Source organism: Actinomadura macrotermitis, assembly GCF_009604375.1.
Lineage (GTDB): Bacteria > Actinomycetota > Actinomycetes > Streptosporangiales > Streptosporangiaceae > Spirillospora > Spirillospora macrotermitis.
The window spans coordinates 1,431,016-1,449,528 of sequence record NZ_WEGH01000003.1 but is presented as its reverse complement, the minus strand read 5'-3'; the positions used below and the strand labels follow the sequence as shown (position 1 = coordinate 1,449,528).

Sequence of the window (18,513 nt, the reverse complement as noted above, 5' to 3'; positions counted from 1 at the left end):
TTGGTGGCCGTAGACCAGTCCTTTGACACCGTCATCGTCGTCGACTTCGGCGCGCAGTACGCGCAGCTGATCGCGCGGCGCGTGCGGGAGTGTCATGTGTTCAGCGAGATCGTGCCGTCCACCATGCCGGCCGCCGAGATCCTCGCCAGGAAGCCGAAGGCGATCATCTTGTCGGGCGGCCCCGCGTCGGTGTACGAGCCGGGCGCCCCCGACGTCGCCGACGGCCTGTTCGAGCTCGGCGTGCCGACGCTCGGCATCTGCTACGGCCACCAGGTGATGGCGCGCGCGCTCGGCGGCACCGTGGCCAACTCCGAGATCGCCGAGTACGGCGGCGCGACCGTCGCGCTCGCCGACCCGGGCATGCTGTTCGACGGGCTGCCCGCCGAGCAGGCCGTCTGGATGTCGCACCGCGACTTCGTGTCCGAGGCGCCCACCGGGTTCACCGTCACCGCGCGCACCGACGTGACGCCGGTCGCCGGCATGGAGGACCGCGCGCGCGGCCTGTACGGGGTGCAGTTCCACCCCGAGGTGCTGCACAGCGAGCACGGCATGGAGATCATGCGGCGCTTCCTGTACGAGGGCGCGGGCTGCCGGCCGAACTGGACGATGGTCAACATCGCCGAGGAGTCGATCGAGGCGGTGCGCGCGCAGATCGGCGACGGGCGCGCCATCTGCGGCCTGTCGGGCGGCGTGGACTCCGCGGTCGCCGCCGCGCTGGTCCAGCGCGCCATCGGCTCCCGCCTCACCTGCGTGTTCGTCGACCACGGCCTGCTGCGCAAGGGCGAGGCCGAGCAGGTGGAGAAGGACTTCGTGGCCGCCACCGGCGTCAACCTGCACGTGGTGGACGCCCAGGAGCGGTTCCTGGCCGCGCTCGCCGGGGTCACCGACCCCGAGGAGAAGCGCAAGATCATCGGCCGGGAGTTCATCCGGGTCTTCGAGGCGGCCGAGCGGGAGATCGTCGGCGAGTCCGACGAGCCGGTGCAGTTCCTGGTGCAGGGCACCCTGTACCCCGACGTGGTCGAGTCCGGCGGCGGCACCGGCGCGGCCAACATCAAGTCGCACCACAACGTCGGCGGCCTGCCCGAGGACCTGCAGTTCCAGCTGGTCGAGCCGCTGCGCACGCTGTTCAAGGACGAGGTCCGCGCGCTCGGCGAGCAGCTCGGCCTGCCCGCCGAGATCGTGTGGCGGCAGCCGTTCCCGGGGCCGGGCCTCGGCATCCGCATCATCGGCGCCGTCGACCGCGAGCGGCTGGACATCCTGCGCGAGGCCGACGCCATCGCCCGCGAGGAGCTCACCCGGGCCGGCCTGGACCGCGAGGTGTGGCAGTTCCCGGTGGTGCTGCTGGCCGACGTCCGCTCGGTCGGCGTGCAGGGCGACGGCCGCACCTACGGCCACCCGATCGTGCTGCGCCCGGTGACCAGCGAGGACGCCATGACGGCCGACTGGGCCCGGCTGCCGTACGACGTGCTGCAGAAGATCTCCACCCGGATCACCAACGAGGTCCGCGAGATCAACCGCGTCACCGTCGACATCACCAGCAAGCCCCCGGGCACGATCGAGTGGGAGTAGCCGACAACACGAGGGTGCCCTGCCAGGGCTCCCTCGAGCGTGGGTAGTCGGTACCCCGAGGCTGTGCCGCCCGGCTCTGTCGAGCAGGGGTAGCCGGTATCGCCAGGCTGCACTGCCCGGGCATGCTCGATCAGGAGTGAGAGCCCGAACGAAAGCCCCACGTGGAATCCACGTGGGGCTTTCGCATGCGCCGGCCGTTCAGCGGTCTTCGACCGTGAGCCGGACCAGCATGTCCACCAGGCTGTCGCGCTCGGCGGGCGAGAGGGCCGCCAGGAACTCCTCGTGGACCTTCGCGTTCGCCTGCGTCAGCGCCCCCGCGAACAGCTTCTCGCCCTTCCCGGTGAGGGTGACGGCGTAGCGGCGGCGGTCCTTGGGGTCGCGGGTGCGCTCGACCAGGCCCGCGCCCTCCAGGTCGTCGATGATCGAGACCATCGTGGTGCGGTCGATCCGGACCGCCTCGCCGATCTGCTGCTGGGAGAGCGCGCCGCGCCGGTGCAGCAGCGACAGCACCCCATAGTCGCGCGCCCGGATCCCGAAGGGGTGCAGCGCGTGCTCGAAGTCGGCGGTGACCAGTTCGGCCGCCTTGGCAAGCAGAAAGCCCACCGACCCCGACAACTCGGGCGAGAGCAGCTCCTCGCGCAGCGTGGGGCGGGCCGTGGGTTCCGCTTTCATCGAGCTCCTCAAAAGTCGTGGCGGGCCGCTCGTCGCGGGTCCCGCATGGGCAAGCGCACCGCGCCGCCGAGGAGGGTCCTCCGGTCGGCCTCGGCGGTCTCACGCTCGCCTCCAGAAAACCGTCATCTTTAGTGATGCTCAGTATAGGTGATTATCAAGGTTCTTCTAGAACCCGGGCGGCGGGGCGGCGGCGAACGCCCGGCGCGCCCTGCTTCGGCACTTGTGACCGACCGGCCTGCTCAAGGATTCCCGGCTTCATGGTGGCGGACCCGCTGACAATCATCTAGAGTGATGCTCAGTAAAGCTGATTATCACTCGACCGGCACATAGGGATGCCGGCGGCCGGTCACGAACGAGGAGAAGCGCGATGACCGATGTCAAGGGACTGGACTTCGCCGCCCTGCAGGTACGTGACCTGGAGCGCTCGGCCGCGTTCTACACCGACGTGGTCGGCCTGGTCCGGGCGCCGGCCTCGCCCCCGGGCGCGGTGGTGTTCGCCACCGAGCCGATCCCGTTCGCCGTCCGCACGCCGCTGGTGGACCTGGACGCGGTGGACCGGCTCGGCTGGGGCGTGGGGCTCTGGCTGCGCGCCGACGACACCGACGCCGTCCACGCGCGGGTGGTGGCGGCGGGCCGGCCCGTCGTCACCGAGCCGGCCGACGGGCCGTTCGGGCGGATGTTCGCCTTCGCCGACCCCGACGGCTACACCATCACCGTCCACGACAAGGGCTGACCGAGGAGCCGTCATGCAGATCCCGATCACGCCGCGGGGCCCGTTCTCGCTGGACGCGGCCCGGCGCTTCCAGGAGGGCTTCGCGCCCGCCGACTACCGCAACAACGGCGCGGCGCCGGCCTGCTCGGCCGGCGTCGCGGGCACGGACGGCACGCTGCGCTTCGCCTTCGCCGAGGAGTCCGGCTGGGCGCCGGGCGGCGCGGTGGTGCGGGCGGACGGCGCGCGCGTGCTCGTCGAGCCGTACGGGGAGGCCGCGCCCGAGCGGGTCGCCGCCCAGGTCGCCCGCATCCTGTCGCTGGACGTGGACGGGACCGGCTTCCCCGCGGTCGGCGAACGCGACCCCGTCGCCGGCGACCTGCAGCGGCGGTACCCGGGGCTGCGCCCGGTCTGCTTCAACTCGCCGTACGAGGCGGCCGCGTGGGCGGTCATCGGGCACCGGATCCGGATCGTCCAGGCGGCGGCGATCCGCACCCGGATCAGCCGCGAGCACGGCACCGCCGTGGACGTCGGCGGCGCCCAGGTCGCCGCGTTCCCCGCACCGGACCGGCTGCTCGCGCTGCCGTCGCTCCCGGGGCTGCCGCAGCTCAAGACGGACCGGCTGCACGCGGTCGCCCGCGCCGCGCTGGACGGCGAACTGGACGCGGCGACGCTGCGCTCCCTGGACGGCGGCGAGGCGCTGGCACGGCTGTGCCGCATCCCCGGGATCGGCCCGTTCTCGGCGGAGCTGATCCTGGTGCGCGGCGCGGGCGCGCCCGACCGGTTCGCCGCCACCGAGCGCCGCCTGCACGATTCGATGGCGGCGGCCTACGGCGTGCCCGCCGGCGACACGGCCGCGCTCGCCCGCATCGCCGAGGGGTGGGCGCCCTACCGGAGCTGGATGGCGCTGCTGTTCCGCTCCGACCGGGAGCGCAGTACCGGCGAGATCGCGAGCGGCCGCCGCGTCGTCGCGGCGTGAGGGCGGGGCCGCTTCACCGCCGGCTTCTCCCGCGCCCCACGGCACCGAAACCGCTGAGGCGGAGCAGCACCGGCGCGAGGACGAACAAGGCGGCCGCCAGGGCCGCGACCGCGACCATGGCCCCGCGCAATCCCACCGCGTCGGCCCACAGCCCGACATAGACCGGCCCGCCGAGGAACCCCAGGTAGGACACGGTCGTCACGATCGAGGTCGCGCGGCCGCGGCGGGACTCGCGGGCGTTGCGCGCGACGATGCCGAGCAGCGTCGGGAACAGCACCGCCGTCCCGGCGGCGGCCATCGCCAGCCCCAGACCCGCGACGAGCAGCGTGGGCGCGGCGGCGATGAGGAGCGTGCCGGCCGCGGCGGCCGAGGCGCCGGCGAGCAGGACGGCGCGCGCGTGCGCGGCCGTGAGCCCGCCGGCGGAGAACCGGGTGACCGCGACCGCCCCGGCGAAGACGGCGGGGGCGACGGCGCTCAGCCCCGCGCCCGAACCGAGCTCGCCCTGGGCGAAGACCGCGCTCCAGCTCTGGTGCGCGTTCTCGCCGGCGAACGCGAGCGCGCCCAGCACCCCGAGGAGCAGGAACGGGACGGCCGCGCGCCGGCCGAGCGGCGCCGGGGCGCACCCGTCCTCCCGGACGTCGCCGGCGGGCGGCGTTGTGAGCAGGAAGGCGCCCGCCGCCGCCGCGAGGACCGCGACGGCCGCGAACGGGACCACGAGCGGCAGCGACGCCGCCGCCCCCGTGGCGAGGCTCCCGAGGACCACCAGGGTGGAGAAGACGCCGTGGGCGCGGGTGATGACGGGCCGCCCGGCGGTCTTCTCGGCGCGCCCGGCGACCGCGTTCATGGCCACGTCGGCCGCCCCGCTGGTGGCGCCGACGAGGGCCAGCCCGGCGCACAGGCTCGGCAGGTCCACCGCGGTCAGCGCCACGACGGCGCCGGCGCCGCCGAGGGCGGCGATGGCCACGGCCGCGACCGGCGGCCCCCACCGGTCGAGCGCCCGGCCCGCCAGCGGCATCGCGGGCAGGGCGCCCGCGCCCACGAACAGCAGCGCGAGGCCGAGCCGGCCGTCCCCGATGCCGGCCTGGTGCTGGACCCGGGGCACCGCGGCGCCCCACACCCCCCAGAACGCGCCGAAGGCGGCGAAGACGATGACCGTCGAAGCGAGCAGGCGGCGGGTCGGGGGCATATGTGTAACGATACACAAGCCCGCTAGGCTGACCCCATGGAACCGTCCGCGGAACCGAGGCGGGTCACCCTCGCCCAGGTGGCCGAACTGGCCGGCGTGTCGGTCATGACCGCCTCCTACACCTACAACCGGCCCGACCGCGTCTCGGACCGGGCCCGCGCGAAGGTGCTCGCCGCCGCGGACCGGCTGGGCTACGCCGGCCCCGACCCGAGCGCCCGCTCACTGCGCCGCGGCAGCACCCGCACGCTCGGCGTCGTGCTGGGCGAACACCTCAGCTACGCGTTCGAGGACCCCGCGGCGGCGTCCTTCCTGGCCGGCATCGCCGACGTCTGCGCCGACCGCGGCTACGGCATGACGATCCTGCCGGCCACGGGCCCGCCGACCACGGCCGCCGTCGACGGGTTCATCGTCTGGACCACCTCCGACGACGACCCGATCCTGCAGGCCGTCCGGGCGACCAAGCGCCCCGCGGTGGTCCACGGCGGACCGGCCGTCCCCGGCATGGGCCTGGTCGGCATCGACGACCGCGCGGCGGCGCACGCGGTGGGCGCCGCCGCGTTCGCGGGCGCCCGCCGCCCGGCGGTGGTGAGCTTCCCGCTCTCCCGCGACCGGACCAGCATGATCACCACCGGCGCGGACATCACCGGCGTCGCCTTCCCGGTGACCCGCGCCCGCCTGGCGGGCTACCGGCAGGCGGCCGAAGACGCCGGCATCGCCTGGCACGACGTGACCGTCGCGGTGTGCGCGCGCAACGACGCCGCCGAGGCCGAACGGATCACCGCGACCCTCCTGGCCGCCGCCGCACCACCCGACGCGATCGCCGCGATGAGCGACCAGCAGGCCGCCGGCGTCGTCCGCGCGGCCGGGCGCACCATCGCGGTCACCGGATGGGACGACTCCCCGACAGCGGCGGAACTCGGACTCACCACCGTCGCGCAGTCACTGCGCGACCAGGGCGCCGCCTGCGCCCACGCCGTCCTCGGCCGCAGAACAGACACCCGGCCCGCGCCCTGGACCGTCGTCCACCGGGAAAGCACAAGGCCCGGCCGCTCCACATGAGCGACCGGGCCTGCAGCGTCCGTGCGTCAGACGGTGGCCGGAGCCAGCGCCGCCTCGCCCTCCAGCGTGAGGGCGACCGCGTGCACCACAGAGGCGATCTTGATGGCCTCCTGGATCTGCTCGCGCGGCATGCCCGCCTCGCGCAGCACCTTCTCGTGCGAGTCCAGGCACATGCCGCAGCCGTTGATGGCCGACACCGCCAGGCACCACAGCTCGAAGTCGACCTTGTCCACACCCGGCTTGCCGATGATGTTCATCCGCAGCCCGGCGCGCAGGGTCCCGTACGTCTCGTCGCTCAGCAGGTGCGTGGAGCGGTAGTAGACGTTGTTCATGGCCATGATCGAGGCGGCGCCCTTGGCCGCGGCGAACGCCTCGGCCGACAGGTAGTCGCCCGCCTCCTCGGCCAGCTCCCGGATGACCACCGGGTTCCGGCTGGCCAGCGCGGTGGCCAGCACGGTGCCCCACAGCTGCTGCTCGGTGAGCTGCGAGGTGGAGGTCACCGAGCCGAGGTTCAGCTTGGTGTCCTTGGCGTAGTCCGGGAGGGACGACTTCAGCGCGTCAACGCTCATGCTGTGGTCCTTTCGTGCGAACGGCCGGCCGCGGCGTCGCGGCCGGCCGTCGGAGTTGCCGTGGTGCGAGCCCGGATCAGGCGCCGGCCATCAGCTTGGTGGCGTCCAGGGTCGACTCGCCCTTGTTCCAGTTGCAGGGGCACAGCTCGTCGGACTGCAGCGCGTCCAGGACCCGCAGGACCTCCTTGACGTTCCGGCCGACGGAACCGGCGGTCACCATGGAGAACTGGATCTCGTTGTTCGGGTCCACGATGAAGGTGGCGCGCTGGGCGACGCCGTCCTCGGTCAGGATGCCGAGCGCGGAGGACAGCTCGCGCTTGAGGTCCGACAGCATCGGGAAGGGCAGCTCGCGCAGGTCCGGGTGGTCCTTGCGCCACGCGAAGTGGACGAACTCGTTGTCGACGGAGGCGCCGAGCACCTGGGCGTCGCGGTCGGCGAACTCCTCGTTGAGCCGGCCGAACTCGGCGATCTCGGTCGGACAGATGAACGTGAAGTCCTTGGGCCAGAAAAAGACGACTTTCCAGCCTTCGTAGGACTTGTGGTTGATCGTCTCGAACGCGTTGTCCGGGTCCAGCGAGACGCAGGCGGTGAGCTCGAACTCGGGGAACTGGTCACCGACAGTAAGCACGCACGGCTCCTTTGGTTTGCGAGTCTGTCGCCCCGGCGGACGGGGCAGGTGAGGTGGGAGGCGCCGCGGCGGCGCGAAGCGCCTGCTGCGGCCTCCGTGACTCAGAGTGCCGCACCCGCATTGAAAAGAGAAATCAACTATCCACATGAGTCTGATAGGTGATGCCTATCAGCCCTTGCGGCAGGGCCTTCCGGCCCCCAGGGCGCCGGCCGCATGACGAAAGTCACACCGCGGCCGCACCGTCCCGACAAAAGAGCGTGAAAACGAGTTCAAGTCAGAAATGCGCCATTCATCGTTCCCGTGCCGTCCACTCGATTTCGATCAGGCCCGGGTCGAACGGCCGGCGCCCGCGGCCCTGAGGATGGACGACCACGGCGCGGACGTCCTGCCTGAGGTGGTGCTTGCGTTCGCCGGCCGAGTAACCCTCCCACTCTTTGAGCAGAGCCGGGTGGCCGGTCCTGCGCTGCACCTTCGGCGGCACGCACCTGTCCATCAGTTCTGCCCGTTCCGTCTCCAGTTCCTCCATTAGATCGAGCGCCAGGGTGAGGGTGATGCGCTTGGCCAGGCGCCGCCGGTTGACCTCGGCGATCTCCCGCTCGACCTCGGCCAGGCGCTCGACGTGGACCGCGTCGGCCTTGACCGTCGCGCCGAGCGAACGGCGGACCTCGCCGAGGAAGGCATCGACCACGAGTTCTTCGATGGGCGGGCCGACCCGGGTGACGCCGCCGCAGCCACCGAGGTTGCTCAGGCAGGCGTAGCGGTAGCCGTAGCGCTCGTAGGAGGGGGACCGCTTGGGGTACTGGTTCGCGGTCAGCGGGAAGAGGCACTTCCCGCACCGGGCGATACCGGACAGCAGGTACTTCACCGCGGTCTCGTGCGGCCTGCTCAGCGCGGCCTTGTGCCCCGCCTTACGCTCCTTGATCACCTCCACGCAGGCCGCCCACTCGGCGGGCGTCACGATCGGCTCCCATGGCCCCATGACCGGCTTGCCGTCCATGTAGACGATGCGATCGGGCATCCATGGCTGCCCGCCGGCCTGCCGGTCCGCCTGCGGCAGGTGGGTGACATAACCGCAGTTGCGCGGGTTCACCAGCCGGGCTTCAACGGTGGAGTGCGAAAGGCTGTGCCTGGACGCGCTGTTCTTGTTCCGCTTGGGCGCGTAGCCCTCGGCGATCCATTCCTTGCGGACGGCGCCGACCTTCTTTCCGCCGGGAACGGCGCGGATCGCGGCGGCGAGGATTTCGGCCTCCTCGGGATGGAGGTGCAGCCGGTCCTCGTCCCAGCCGAAGGGGCGCGGGGCGCCGCGCATGACGCCCGCCCTGGCGAGGCGCTTGTTGGCGGCGGAGGCGCGGACCTTGTTCCGGTGGACCTCCATGCCGCCCATGGTGGCCTGCATCATGAACAGGGAGCGGCCTTCCTGCGTGGGCAGGTCGGTCCCGCCGGTCACCGCCCTGCCGGCCAGGCCGGGGTCGATCGCGTAGAGGCGGTTGATCCGGGCCGCGTCGTACTCGAGACGCGCGATGCGGTCGGAATGGTAGAAGCAGATGCCCCGGATGACGCCGGCCTCGAGATCTCGGAGCATCTCCTCGAAGCCCGCGCGGACGAGCAGGGGATCGGACGCCGGGGTGTTGTTGTCGTTGTAGACCTTGGCGACGTACCAGCCCTGCGCGGCGGCGAAGCCGCCGATCTCTTCCAGTTGAACGGCCACCTGGTCGCCTTCGCGTCGCCACGAGGCGGCGTTGGCCTTGAGCGCCTTGTCCTCCGACAGGCGCACATAAGCCCCGACGGGAACCAGGCCGGCAGGAGTTCGATTCGTTTGGGAGGTATTGAGGATTGCGCTATCGGGGGGCATGGGAATCAAAGTACTGCGCGAGCGGTGTCCTTGTTCGGCGGAATCCGGAACGCTGTGCGCCTTCGATTTAATAACCCGAAACCTGCTTTTAGGGCAAATGCGGCATTGACCTTGGCCATGATCGGTTGGCCGATGCGGGCTGGAAGCGCCTCCGGGTGCGCTCTACACTCCGGGCGTGCAGATCCCTACTGATGAGCAGATCCGTGCGTTGCACCTCAAGTACGCCCCCACCCCCGACGCGTTCGACATCGTCCACACCCACTGCGAAATCGTGTGGAAAGTCGCAGAGCAGCTCCTGGAGCAGGGCGCGCTGAGCCTGGACGCCGAGCTGGTGCGGGCCGGGTGCCTGTTGCACGACATCGGCGTCTACCGGCTGTACGACTCCGCGGGCGGGCTCGACCACGCGAGCTACATCCGGCACGGGGTGCTCGGTTACGAGGTGTTGCAGGCGGAGGGGTTCCCCGAGATCCTCTGCCGGTTCTGCTCCTGCCATACGGGGGTGGGCATCACGCGGGAGGACGTGCGGGAGCAGGGGCTTCCGCTGCCGGTGGCCGATTACGTGGCGGAGTCGGGTGAGGAGGAGCTGGTGATGTACGCCGACAAGTTCCACAGCAAGACCGATCCGCCCACGTTCGTCTCCGCCGACACGTACGCCGGCAACGTCCGGCGCTTCGGAGAGGCGAAGGAGGCGGCCTTCAGGGGGATGTGCGAGGTGTTCGGGCTGCCCGACCTCGCCCCGCTCGCCGACAAGTACGGGTACGCGGTGGTGTGACGGCCGTCCCGGGCTGATCGGCCGGTTCCGGCTAGACGGGGGTGCGGGCGTGGTCGGCGAGCAGGGCCGCGTACCGGCCGCCGCGCGCGGCCAGGTCGTCGTGGGTGCCCTGTTCGACCAGGCGGCCCTCGTCCAGGACGAAGATGACGTCGGCGTCGCGGACCGTCTCCAGCCGGTGGGTGATGGCGATCGTCGTGCGGCCGGGCAGGAGCGGGGCCAGGGCGTCCTGGACCTGGTGGGCGTTCTCGGTGTCGAGCGACGACGTCGCCTCGTCCAGGACGAGGATGCGCGGGTCGGTGAGGAGGGCGCGGGCGATGGCCAGGCGCTGCTTCTCGCCGCCGGACAGGCGCGAACCGCGCTCGCCGACGATCGTGGCGTAGCCGTCCGGGAGCGCCGCGACGCGGTCGTGGATGCGCGCCGCCCGGCAGGCGGCCTCCAGTTCCGCGTCGGTGGCGTCCGGCGCGGCGTAGCGGAGGTTGTCGGCGATGGAGGCGTGCAGGAGCACGGGTTCCTGGGTGACGACGCCGAACAGCGTGGCCAGCGACGCGCGGCGCAGGTCGCGCAGGTCGGCGCCGTCCAGCAGGACGCGGCCGGAGTCCGGGTCGTGCAGCCGCAGGACCAGGTGGCTCAGCGTCGTCTTGCCCGAGCCGCTGCCGCCGACGATCGCGGCGAACCGCCCGGCCGGGATCGTCAGCGACACGTCGTCCAGCACGGCCCGGTCGCCGTGCCGGAACGTCACGCCGTCCAGCCGGATCTCGCCGCGCACGTCCGCCTTGCCGACGGCCCGCGCGCCGGGCCGGTCCGGCGCGGCCGGGGCCAGGTCGAGGTACTCGAAGATCCGCTCGAAGACCGCCATCGCCGCCCGGTACTGCACGGCGACCTGGAGGAGCTGGCCCGCCGGAAGGAACAGCCGGGCCTGCAACGAGGTGAACGCCAGCAGCGTCCCCGCCGTCACCGCGCCGGTGAAGCCGGCCGCGACGTAGACGACCAGCGGCATGACCAGGAACAGTGCCTGGAGCGCCGTCGTCAGCGCCTGCGCCGACATCGCCGCCCGCAGTTGCAGGCCCGACAGGCGGCGGCTCTCGCCCTGGAACCGCCGCGCGCCGTGGTCGGCGCGGCCGAAGACGCGGGCGAGCAGGACGCCCGACACCGACAGCGTCTCCTCGGCGATGACGTTCATCTCCGCCCGCGACCGCTGCACCGCGCCGATCATGCGGCGCTGGTGGACGGCGACCTTCGCCGTCAGCCACGCCGTCACCGGCAGCAGCGCCACGGTGACCAGCGCCAGCCGCCATGACAGGACGAACAGCGCCGCCAGCGTCGTCAGGCACGTCACGGCGTTCGCGAGGATCGTCGGGACGGTGCTGCTGACGGTCGACTGGACCTCTCCCACGTCGCCGATCACGCGGGACTGCACCTCGCCCGTCCGGGTGCGGGTGAAGAACGTGAACGGCAGCCGTTGCAGGTGCGCGTACAGGTCGCCGCGCAGGCGCTCCATGACGTCCTCGCCCATCCGGCTCGCCAGGTAGGACTGGAGGACGCCGAGCCCGGCCGCGGCGGCGGCGAGCGCGATCATCACCGCGAGCAGCCCGCAGAGGAGGCCGATGCGCGGGCCTCCGGGGGCGAACAGCCCGTCGTCGATCAGGTCGCGGGTCAGGAACGGCAGCGCCGCGCCGAGCAGCGCCGCGACCAGGATCAGGCAGGTGATGACGCCGATCCGGCCCCGGTAGGGCCGGAACAGCGCCAGGACGCGGCGGTTCACCGCACCGCCCGCCCGTACAGGAAGTCGGTGAACGCGTCGATCAGCGGCAGCCCGGTCATGCCCTCGACGAACAGCCACTGCCCCTGCGGGTTGACCTCCAGCCAGACGTACTCGCCGTCGTCGGTGAGCTTGAGGTCGAAGATGCCCATCGTGAGGCCGAGGCGGCGCAGGACGGCGCGCAGCGCGTCCTCGATCCCGGACGGCAGTTCGTGCGGCACGGCCGGGATGTCGAGGTTGGGGCGCCAGTCCAGGTCTTCGGACTCCAGCAGCGCGGCCAGCACCCGGTCGCCGAAGACCTGCGCCCGGACGTGCCGCCGTCCCGGCACGAACTCCTGGTAGATCGCCGGGCAGACGCGCATGGCGGCGTCGTCGGCGAGCAGTTCCGCGCCGACCGTGACGGTCGCCGCCGGGGCCTGCATGACGCCCGCGACCGCCTTCACGATCGCCTTCGGATGCGCGTCGCAGAAGGCGCGGATGCGTTCGGGCGACTGGCTGATCAGCGTCGCCGGGAGGCGGAGCCCGATCTCGTGCGCCGCGCGGAGCTGGACGACCTTGTTCTGCGCCGTCCAGCAGGTGTCGGGGTGGTCGACCCAGCGGCCGTGGAACTCGGTGGTGAGCATGCCGAGCGCGGCGGCGCTGGTGTCGGTGGAGATGAGTTCCCGGTGGACCGGGTCGGTGACCTCGGGATTGGCGGACGTGCGCTGGTTGCGGAGCCGCCGGAACCAGATCGCGTCGAGTTCCCGCAGATTCACCGCCGTTCCGTCGGCGGCCGGGAAAACCGACACGTCCTTTTCCGCCGGCGACCAGCTCAAGCCGGGCGCACGGCTGAAATGGTCGCATTCGAAAATGTGCACCTGTGCCGGGTGGCGGCGTTCCAGCTCCGCTTTCACCGCATAGGCGTGCAGGTCGCGCTCATGCGTGACGACGGCGATCCGGGCGGGACTTTCGTGGCGACGCATGAGCGCGACCCTCCTTCTACTCAGTTACGGGCGACCAGGTCAGCGGGCGTAGTCGCAGTCGTCCCAGCCGTCGCCGGAGCCGCTGATCGTCTCGTTCGGGTGCATCGACTCGATGGTGTGCAGGTCCCACTCGATCTCGAGCCGCCCGATCAGCTCCCGCTCCCACGCGGCCAGCTTCGGCGCCGGCGTCAGCGCCATCCGCTCCTGCCCCACGTAGATCGCGGGCCGCACCGTGGTGTCCACCGTCATCGGCTTTTCCTTTCCCCGTGGCGACCGGCTTCTCCGTTCGCCTACGAAAGAAAGATTCGCCGACCCGGCAGACAGGCAGAAGGGACGCTGGTCCTTGCCGAAACGGGACTCAGAATGGCGTCGATCCCGCCCTTCCCGGGACGCGCGTCCCGGTTTCCTTTCGTGACGCCGAAGACCGAACCGATCCGTCTCCGCCGGCGTCCGCAGAACGGGCGGGACCAGCTCGGAAGAGGACGCGGAGGAACGCCGCCCTTGGTCTCGGCTCCCCGCCGTTCGTTGCGGACCACCGCTCGGCATGCCCAGGAGCAGCGGCCTCGCGGGTGGCGGCTTGTTCCTTCACCGCCTTGGGGGCGGGTCGTAGTAGCCGGGGCCGGCGAGCAGGACGGTGGTGAAGGTGGTGTAGCGGGCGATGGTCTCCTCGTCGTCCTCGTCCGGGTCGGGGACCATGGGGCGGGACATGCCGATGGAGAGGGACGGCACGGCCAGGTCGTGGCCGTCGTGCTCGTCCACGACGTCGTGGTGGGCCCGCAGGTGGGCGATCACCTGTTCGGCGGGGGTGGCGAATACGTCCAGGCCCAGCAGGAGGACCTGGGCCTGCGGGGTGGTTTCGGGGTGGCGGTAGAGCTCGATGGTCTGCACCGTGCCCTTCGAGCCGCAGTGGACGTGGGCGCCGACGGCCGAGTCGGCCAGCCGCCAGTCCAGTGGTTCGGCGCCGGGGTAGGGGGCGTAGGGCTGCGGGGTGCCCCAGGCCGCCAGGGCGCGGCCGGCCTCCTCGAACGGGGCGCCCAGGGGGATCGGGCCTGCGCCTTGCAGGGGTTCCAGTTCGATGATCAGCGGTGTCATGGCGCCTCCGGGGGCGGGGTTCTTCTCCGGGCTCAGCGGACATTCTCTGATGCTGTGCGCGCGGCGTCCGCGCAGGGTGGTGGGTATATTGGCGATCCGTTCGTCGATAGGGGTTTGTTATCAGTAGGCCGACCGTCGCTCAGCTGCGCGCGTTCCTGGCGCTGGCCGAGCATCTGCACTTCCGGGACGCGGCGGCGGCGCTGCGGATGAGCCAGCCCGCCCTGTCGGGGGCCGTGGCGGCGCTGGAGGAGACGCTCGGCGCGCAGCTGGTCGAGCGGACGACGCGCAAGGTGCTGCTCACCCCGGCGGGGGAGCGGGTGGCGCGGCGGGCCGAGGCGGTCATCGCCGAGATCGACCGGATGGTGGACGAGGTGCACGCGGTGAAGGGCGTGCTCGCCGGGCCGCTGCGGGTCGGGGTGATCCCGACGGTGGCGCCGTACCTGCTGCCCGCGGTGCTGCCGCGGCTCGCGGCCGACTTCCCCGAGCTGGAGCTGTCGGTGCACGAGGAGCAGACCGAGCAGATCACCGCCGAGCTGCTGGCGGGCCGGCTGGACGTGGTGCTGCTCGCGCTGCCCGTCCCGGCGCCCGGGGTGGCCGAGCTGCCGCTGTACGACGAGGACTTCGTGCTGGTCGCGCCCGCCGGGGCGGGGCTGGCGGGCCCGCTGGACCGGGACGTGCTGAACGACCTGGACGTCATCTTGCTGAACGAGGGGCACTGCCTGCGCGACCAGGCGCTGGACGTGTGCCGGCAGGTGGGCGCGCGGGCGGCGGCCGCGACCTACGCCACCAGCCTGGCGACGCTGGTGCAGCTGGTGTCGGGCGGGCTCGGCGTCACGCTGGTGCCCGAGACGGCGCTCGGGGTGGAGACGCGGCGGGCGCCGGGCCTGGCCGCGCACCGGTTCACCGCGCCCGCGCCGTACCGGCGCATCGGCCTGGGGTTCCGGCCGTCGTCGCCGCGCGCCCGGGAGTTCGAGCTGCTCGCCGGGGCGGTGCGCGAGGCCGTCGCCGCCGAGATCCCCGATGTGCGCCCGGTCCGGTCATGACCGTGTAAATCGTCGGTGTCCGGGCGTCAAGGGTGGGTCAGGCGATGGCCCGGCAATCTCTATGCGTGTCCGGCGTGTGACCCTGTGTGTCCATGCTTGCGGGCGTGCGGCGTTCCCCGAGCGCCGCCGTACCCCGCGCCGGACCCCTGGAGGGTGCCATGTCCGTCAAGCTCAGCGTCGTCGTGCCCGTGTACAACGTCGAGGAGTACCTCCGCGAGTGCCTGGAGTCGCTGGCGGGGCAGACGCTGCGCGACCTGGAGGTCGTGGTGGTGGACGACGGGTCGCTGGACGGCTCGGCGACGATCGCCAAGGACTTCGCCGCCCGCGACGACCGGTTCCGCCTCGTCCAGCAGCCGAACCAGGGCCTCGGCGGCGCGCGCAACACCGGCGTGCAGCACGCCTGCGGCGAGTACCTGGCGTTCGTGGACTCCGACGACGTGGTGCCGCCGGGCGCCTACGAGCTGCTGGTGTCCTCGCTGGAGCGCACCGGCTCGGCGCTGGCCACCGGCAACGTGCTGCGGATGGACGGGGACCGCACCTGGCAGTCGTTCCTGCACGAGAACGTCTTCAAGACGGCCGAGGAGCGCACCCACATCACCCGCCGCCCGCTGCTGGTGCGCGACCGCTGCGCCTGGAACAAGGTGTTCCGCCGGTCGTTCTGGGATGAGCAGGGCCTGGTGTTCCCGTCCGGCCTGTACGAGGACTCCCCGGTGGTGCTGCCGGCGCATCTGGCCGCGGCGTCGGTGGACGTGCTGGAGGACGTGGTCTACCACTGGCGCAAGCGCGAGGGGTCGATCACCGAGGGCCGCTCGGGCCTGGACAACTACCGGCAGCGCACGGACACGGCGCTGTCGGTGCGCGACCACGTGAAGCAGGCCGCGCCGGGCCTGCTGCCCGCCTACGACGAGCACGTCCTGATCGACGTGGAGCTGCGGGTGCTGCTGGAGGGACTGCCGCGGGTCCCCGACGAGGAGCTGGCGGGGCTGGTGGAGCTCGGCGGGGCGCTGGCGGCGCTGCCGGGCGAGGACGTGGTGGACGGCCTGCCGTCGCTGACCCGCGTCCAGCTGCACCTGCTGGAGCGCCGGATGACCGCCGAGCTGCTGGAGTTCCGGCGGTTCCTGCAGCTGGGCGGCGCCGAGCGCACGCGGCTGGTGCGGCGGGGGCTGCGGCCCCGCTGGTACGCCGAGTACCCGTTCTTCGAGGACCGGGAGCGGGGCGTTCCGGCCGACCTGTACGACGTCACCGACGAGCTGGCGGCCGTCGCGCGGGTGGACCGGTTCGAGTGGGCGGGGGACCGGCTGCGGGTGGAGGGCCACGCCTACATCGAGGGCCTGGACGCCCCGGACCGGTCCGACAGCCGGGTCCGGCTGTGGCTGGTGGCCGACGACCGGCGCGGCCTGCTGCGCGTCCCGGCGCAGCGGGTGCGGCGCCCGGACGTGACGGCGGCGGCGGGCCGGTCCACCGCGTCGCACGAGTGGGCGGGTTTCACCGCGGAGATCGATCCGGACGCGCTGACGGTGTTCGGGCGGCGGCGGCAGGTGGACTGGCGGCTGGTCGCCGAGATCTCCTGCCGGGGCGTGCGGCGCCGCACCGCGGTCGCCGCGCCGCGCGCGGCCCGGTACCGGTGGCCGCTGCAGCGGGAGATCGGCGGCGGGCTGCGGGTGCAGGCGATCGGGGCGAAGGGGTTCCGGCTGCGGGTGCGCCGGCACGGCGCGGTGCTGACCGGGCACCGGCGGGACGGCGGTGACCTGGAGCTGACGGGCGTGCTGCCGGACGGCCCGGGCCGCGGCGTCGCGCTGGTGGCGCTGGCGCCGAAGGAGAACCTGACGGTCGCGGGGCTCACCGCCCTCGCGCCGCTGCCGGAGGGCGGGTACCGCTTCACCGCGCGGTTCCCGCTGGCGATGCTGGCGGCGGCGGGCCAGTGCGGGAGAACAGAGGGCGCGGGGACGCAGCGCGAGACGACCTGGACGTTCGAGCTGACCGACGGCACCAAGCTGCTGCTGGACGACGGCCCGTCCGACGCGCGCCACCTCGTCGGCGAGGGCCGCGAGCTGGCGCTGACCCGCACCAAGCACGGCAACCTGTCGGCGGTGGTGCGGCCCGTCATGCCGGTGCTGGTGCGGGCCCGCTGGGAGCCGGGCGAGACGCTGGCGCTGACCGGGACCTGGAGCGGCGGGGATCCCAGGCCGGACACGCTGGTGCTGCGGCGCCGCCGTTCCAGCCAGGAGCATGTGCTGCCGCTGAGCTGGTCGGGCGAGCGTTTCTCGGCGGTGCTGTACACCGGGCGGCTGCCGGTGGCGGGCGTGGAGCTGCCGCTCGGCCGCGGCCACTGGTACGTGTTCGCGCGGGCCGGTGAGCGCGAGCTGTCGGTCCTGGTGGAGCGTGCGGCGATGCGGGAGCTGCCCGAGCCGCGTGTGGCGGGGCTGCACGAGATCGACGTGCACGCCACCAAGACCGACGCGCTGCTGCTGCGCGTGAAGGTCGCGCTGGCCGACGACGAGCGCGGCCCGTACGCGCAGGAGCGCCTGCAGACCGTCGACTATCCGTACTACCGGACGCTCCCGGTGCGCGACATGGTGCTGTTCGACGCCTACAACGGCCGTCAGCTGTCGTGCAATCCGCGCGGCGTGTTCGAGGAGCTGCGCCGCCGTGAGACCGGGACCGAGTGCGTGTGGGTCACCCGCGACGGCCAGTTCCCGCCGCCCGAGGGCGCACGCACCGTTCTGGCGGACAGCCGGGAGCACTACGAGGCGCTTGCGCGCGCGCGGCTGATCGTGGGGAACTGGCGGCAGCAGCCCTGGTTCGCCAAGCGGGAGGGCCAGACGTACGTGATGTGCTGGCACGGCACCCCGCTCAAGAAGGTCGGCTACGACCTGAAGGAGATGCCCTACAAGCGGACCGAGGGCGTCGACTGGATGAAGGACGACGTGCCGCAGTGGGATTTCCTGCTGGCGCAGAACGAGTTCTCCGTCCCGCTGCTGCGCAGCGCGTTCCGCTACGAGGGCGAGATCCTGGTCAGCGGCTATCCCCGCAACGACCTGCTGAAGCGGCCGGGCACCGAGGAGATCGCGGCGCGGGTGCGTGAGCGGCTCGGCGTCCCGCCCGGCAAGCGCGTGGTGATGTACGCGCCGACCTGGCGCGACGACTTCCACTTCGAGGTGGGCAAGCGCGCGTTCCAGCTGGAACTGGACGTGGAGCGGGCCGCGGCCGAGCTCGGCGACGACCATGTGCTGCTGCTGCGCACCCACTACCTGGTGACCGACAAGCCGCGCCGGGGCGAGAACCCGTTCGTCATCGACGTGTCGGACTACCCCGACATCGCGGATCTGTACCTGATCACGGACGTGTTCGTCACCGACTACTCGTCGTCGATGTTCGACTTCGCCGTCACCGGCAGGCCGATGCTGTTCTACACCTACGACCTGGAGCGCTACCGCGACCACGTGCGCGGCTTCTACTTCGACTTCGAGGCCGAGGCGCCCGGGCCGCTGCTGCGGGACTCCGGCGAGGTCATCGCGGCGCTGCGCGACCTGGACGGCGTGCGCGCGCGCCACCGCGACGCCTACGCGGCCTTCCAGGCCAAGTTCTGCCCGCACGACGACGGCCGGGCCGCCGCCCGGGTGCTCGACCGCGTCCTTTGAGCCCTGGCTCTGATTCCTGGC

General features: G+C 72.4%; 16 protein-coding genes. 7 read left to right on the top strand and 9 right to left on the bottom strand.

Going from position 1 to position 18,513, the window contains the following annotated elements; all coding sequences use genetic code 11:
- The first annotated feature begins 3 nt into the window (after nt 1–3).
- A complete protein-coding gene (gene guaA / locus ACRB68_RS28115) occupies nt 4–1,569 on the top strand; it encodes a glutamine-hydrolyzing GMP synthase (RefSeq protein WP_328594877.1) in 1,566 nt (521 codons plus the stop codon).
- 198 nt (nt 1,570–1,767) lie between these two features.
- Here the strand turns inward: guaA and ACRB68_RS28110 are convergent, their stop codons facing one another.
- Nucleotides 1,768–2,241 (bottom strand): MarR family winged helix-turn-helix transcriptional regulator, encoded by a 474-nt coding sequence (locus ACRB68_RS28110; protein WP_153537375.1) that lies wholly within the window; start codon nt 2,239–2,241, stop codon nt 1,768–1,770.
- A gap of 367 nt (nt 2,242–2,608) precedes the next feature.
- Here ACRB68_RS28110 and ACRB68_RS28105 point away from each other — a divergent pair, with 367 nt between their 5' ends.
- Nucleotides 2,609–2,974 carry a VOC family protein gene (locus tag ACRB68_RS28105; RefSeq protein WP_153537373.1) on the top strand — a complete coding sequence of 122 codons (366 nt, stop codon included), beginning with the start codon at nt 2,609–2,611 and terminating at the stop codon, nt 2,972–2,974.
- A 13-nt stretch (nt 2,975–2,987) separates the two neighbouring features.
- Nucleotides 2,988–3,929: a DNA-3-methyladenine glycosylase family protein gene (locus ACRB68_RS28100; RefSeq protein ID WP_153537371.1), complete on the top strand. Its 942-nt coding sequence runs from the start codon at nt 2,988–2,990 to the stop codon at nt 3,927–3,929.
- A gap of 13 nt (nt 3,930–3,942) precedes the next feature.
- Here the strand turns inward: ACRB68_RS28100 and ACRB68_RS28095 are convergent, their stop codons facing one another.
- Nucleotides 3,943–5,115, bottom strand: a complete 1,173-nt coding sequence (locus ACRB68_RS28095; protein WP_153537369.1) for an MFS transporter — start codon at nt 5,113–5,115, stop codon at nt 3,943–3,945.
- A gap of 36 nt (nt 5,116–5,151) precedes the next feature.
- Between ACRB68_RS28095 and ACRB68_RS28090 the strand changes: the two genes are divergently transcribed.
- Entirely contained in the window at nt 5,152–6,174 is a 1,023-nt protein-coding gene (locus tag ACRB68_RS28090; protein WP_153537367.1) for a LacI family DNA-binding transcriptional regulator, read from the top strand.
- A 26-nt stretch (nt 6,175–6,200) separates the two neighbouring features.
- Here the strand turns inward: ACRB68_RS28090 and ACRB68_RS28085 are convergent, their stop codons facing one another.
- From ACRB68_RS28085 to ACRB68_RS28075, 3 genes are all read right to left on the bottom strand, one after another.
- A complete protein-coding gene (locus tag ACRB68_RS28085) occupies nt 6,201–6,743 on the bottom strand; it encodes an alkyl hydroperoxide reductase (RefSeq protein WP_153537365.1) in 543 nt (180 codons plus the stop codon).
- 76 nt (nt 6,744–6,819) lie between these two features.
- The gene (locus ACRB68_RS28080) at nt 6,820–7,371 is read right to left on the bottom strand and encodes a peroxiredoxin (protein ID WP_328594876.1); all 552 of its coding nucleotides are present in this window, start codon (nt 7,369–7,371) and stop codon (nt 6,820–6,822) included.
- Nucleotides 7,372–7,660: 289 nt separating this feature from the next.
- Nucleotides 7,661–9,223, bottom strand: a complete 1,563-nt coding sequence (locus tag ACRB68_RS28075) for a recombinase family protein (protein WP_153537363.1) — start codon at nt 9,221–9,223, stop codon at nt 7,661–7,663.
- A gap of 175 nt (nt 9,224–9,398) precedes the next feature.
- On the opposite strand from ACRB68_RS28075, the gene ACRB68_RS28070 reads away from it, so the two are divergent.
- A complete protein-coding gene (locus ACRB68_RS28070) occupies nt 9,399–9,995 on the top strand; it encodes an HD domain-containing protein (RefSeq protein WP_328594875.1) in 597 nt (198 codons plus the stop codon).
- A gap of 31 nt (nt 9,996–10,026) precedes the next feature.
- Here the strand turns inward: ACRB68_RS28070 and ACRB68_RS28065 are convergent, their stop codons facing one another.
- The 4 genes from ACRB68_RS28065 to ACRB68_RS28055 all read right to left on the bottom strand — a co-directional run bounded on the left by ACRB68_RS28065 (nt 10,027) and on the right by ACRB68_RS28055 (nt 13,808).
- Entirely contained in the window at nt 10,027–11,757 is a 1,731-nt protein-coding gene (locus ACRB68_RS28065) for an ABC transporter ATP-binding protein (RefSeq protein ID WP_328594874.1), read from the bottom strand.
- A complete protein-coding gene (locus tag ACRB68_RS41600) occupies nt 11,754–12,716 on the bottom strand; it encodes an ATP-grasp domain-containing protein (protein ID WP_194293493.1) in 963 nt (320 codons plus the stop codon). The genes ACRB68_RS28065 and ACRB68_RS41600 overlap by 4 nt, the downstream gene beginning before the upstream one ends.
- Nucleotides 12,717–12,755: 39 nt before the next feature.
- Entirely contained in the window at nt 12,756–12,965 is a 210-nt protein-coding gene (locus tag ACRB68_RS28060) for a hypothetical protein (protein ID WP_153537357.1), read from the bottom strand.
- A 336-nt stretch (nt 12,966–13,301) separates the two neighbouring features.
- Complete coding sequence (locus tag ACRB68_RS28055) at nt 13,302–13,808, bottom strand: hypothetical protein (protein ID WP_153537355.1); 507 nt, start codon at nt 13,806–13,808, stop codon at nt 13,302–13,304.
- A 119-nt stretch (nt 13,809–13,927) separates the two neighbouring features.
- On the opposite strand from ACRB68_RS28055, the gene ACRB68_RS28050 reads away from it, so the two are divergent.
- Together ACRB68_RS28050 and ACRB68_RS28045 are read left to right on the top strand one after the other, a co-directional pair.
- A complete protein-coding gene (locus ACRB68_RS28050; protein ID WP_328594911.1) occupies nt 13,928–14,851 on the top strand; it encodes a LysR substrate-binding domain-containing protein in 924 nt (307 codons plus the stop codon).
- A gap of 158 nt (nt 14,852–15,009) precedes the next feature.
- Nucleotides 15,010–18,492, top strand: a complete 3,483-nt coding sequence (locus tag ACRB68_RS28045) for a bifunctional glycosyltransferase/CDP-glycerol:glycerophosphate glycerophosphotransferase (protein WP_153537351.1) — start codon at nt 15,010–15,012, stop codon at nt 18,490–18,492.
- Nucleotides 18,493–18,513 lie beyond the last annotated feature (21 nt).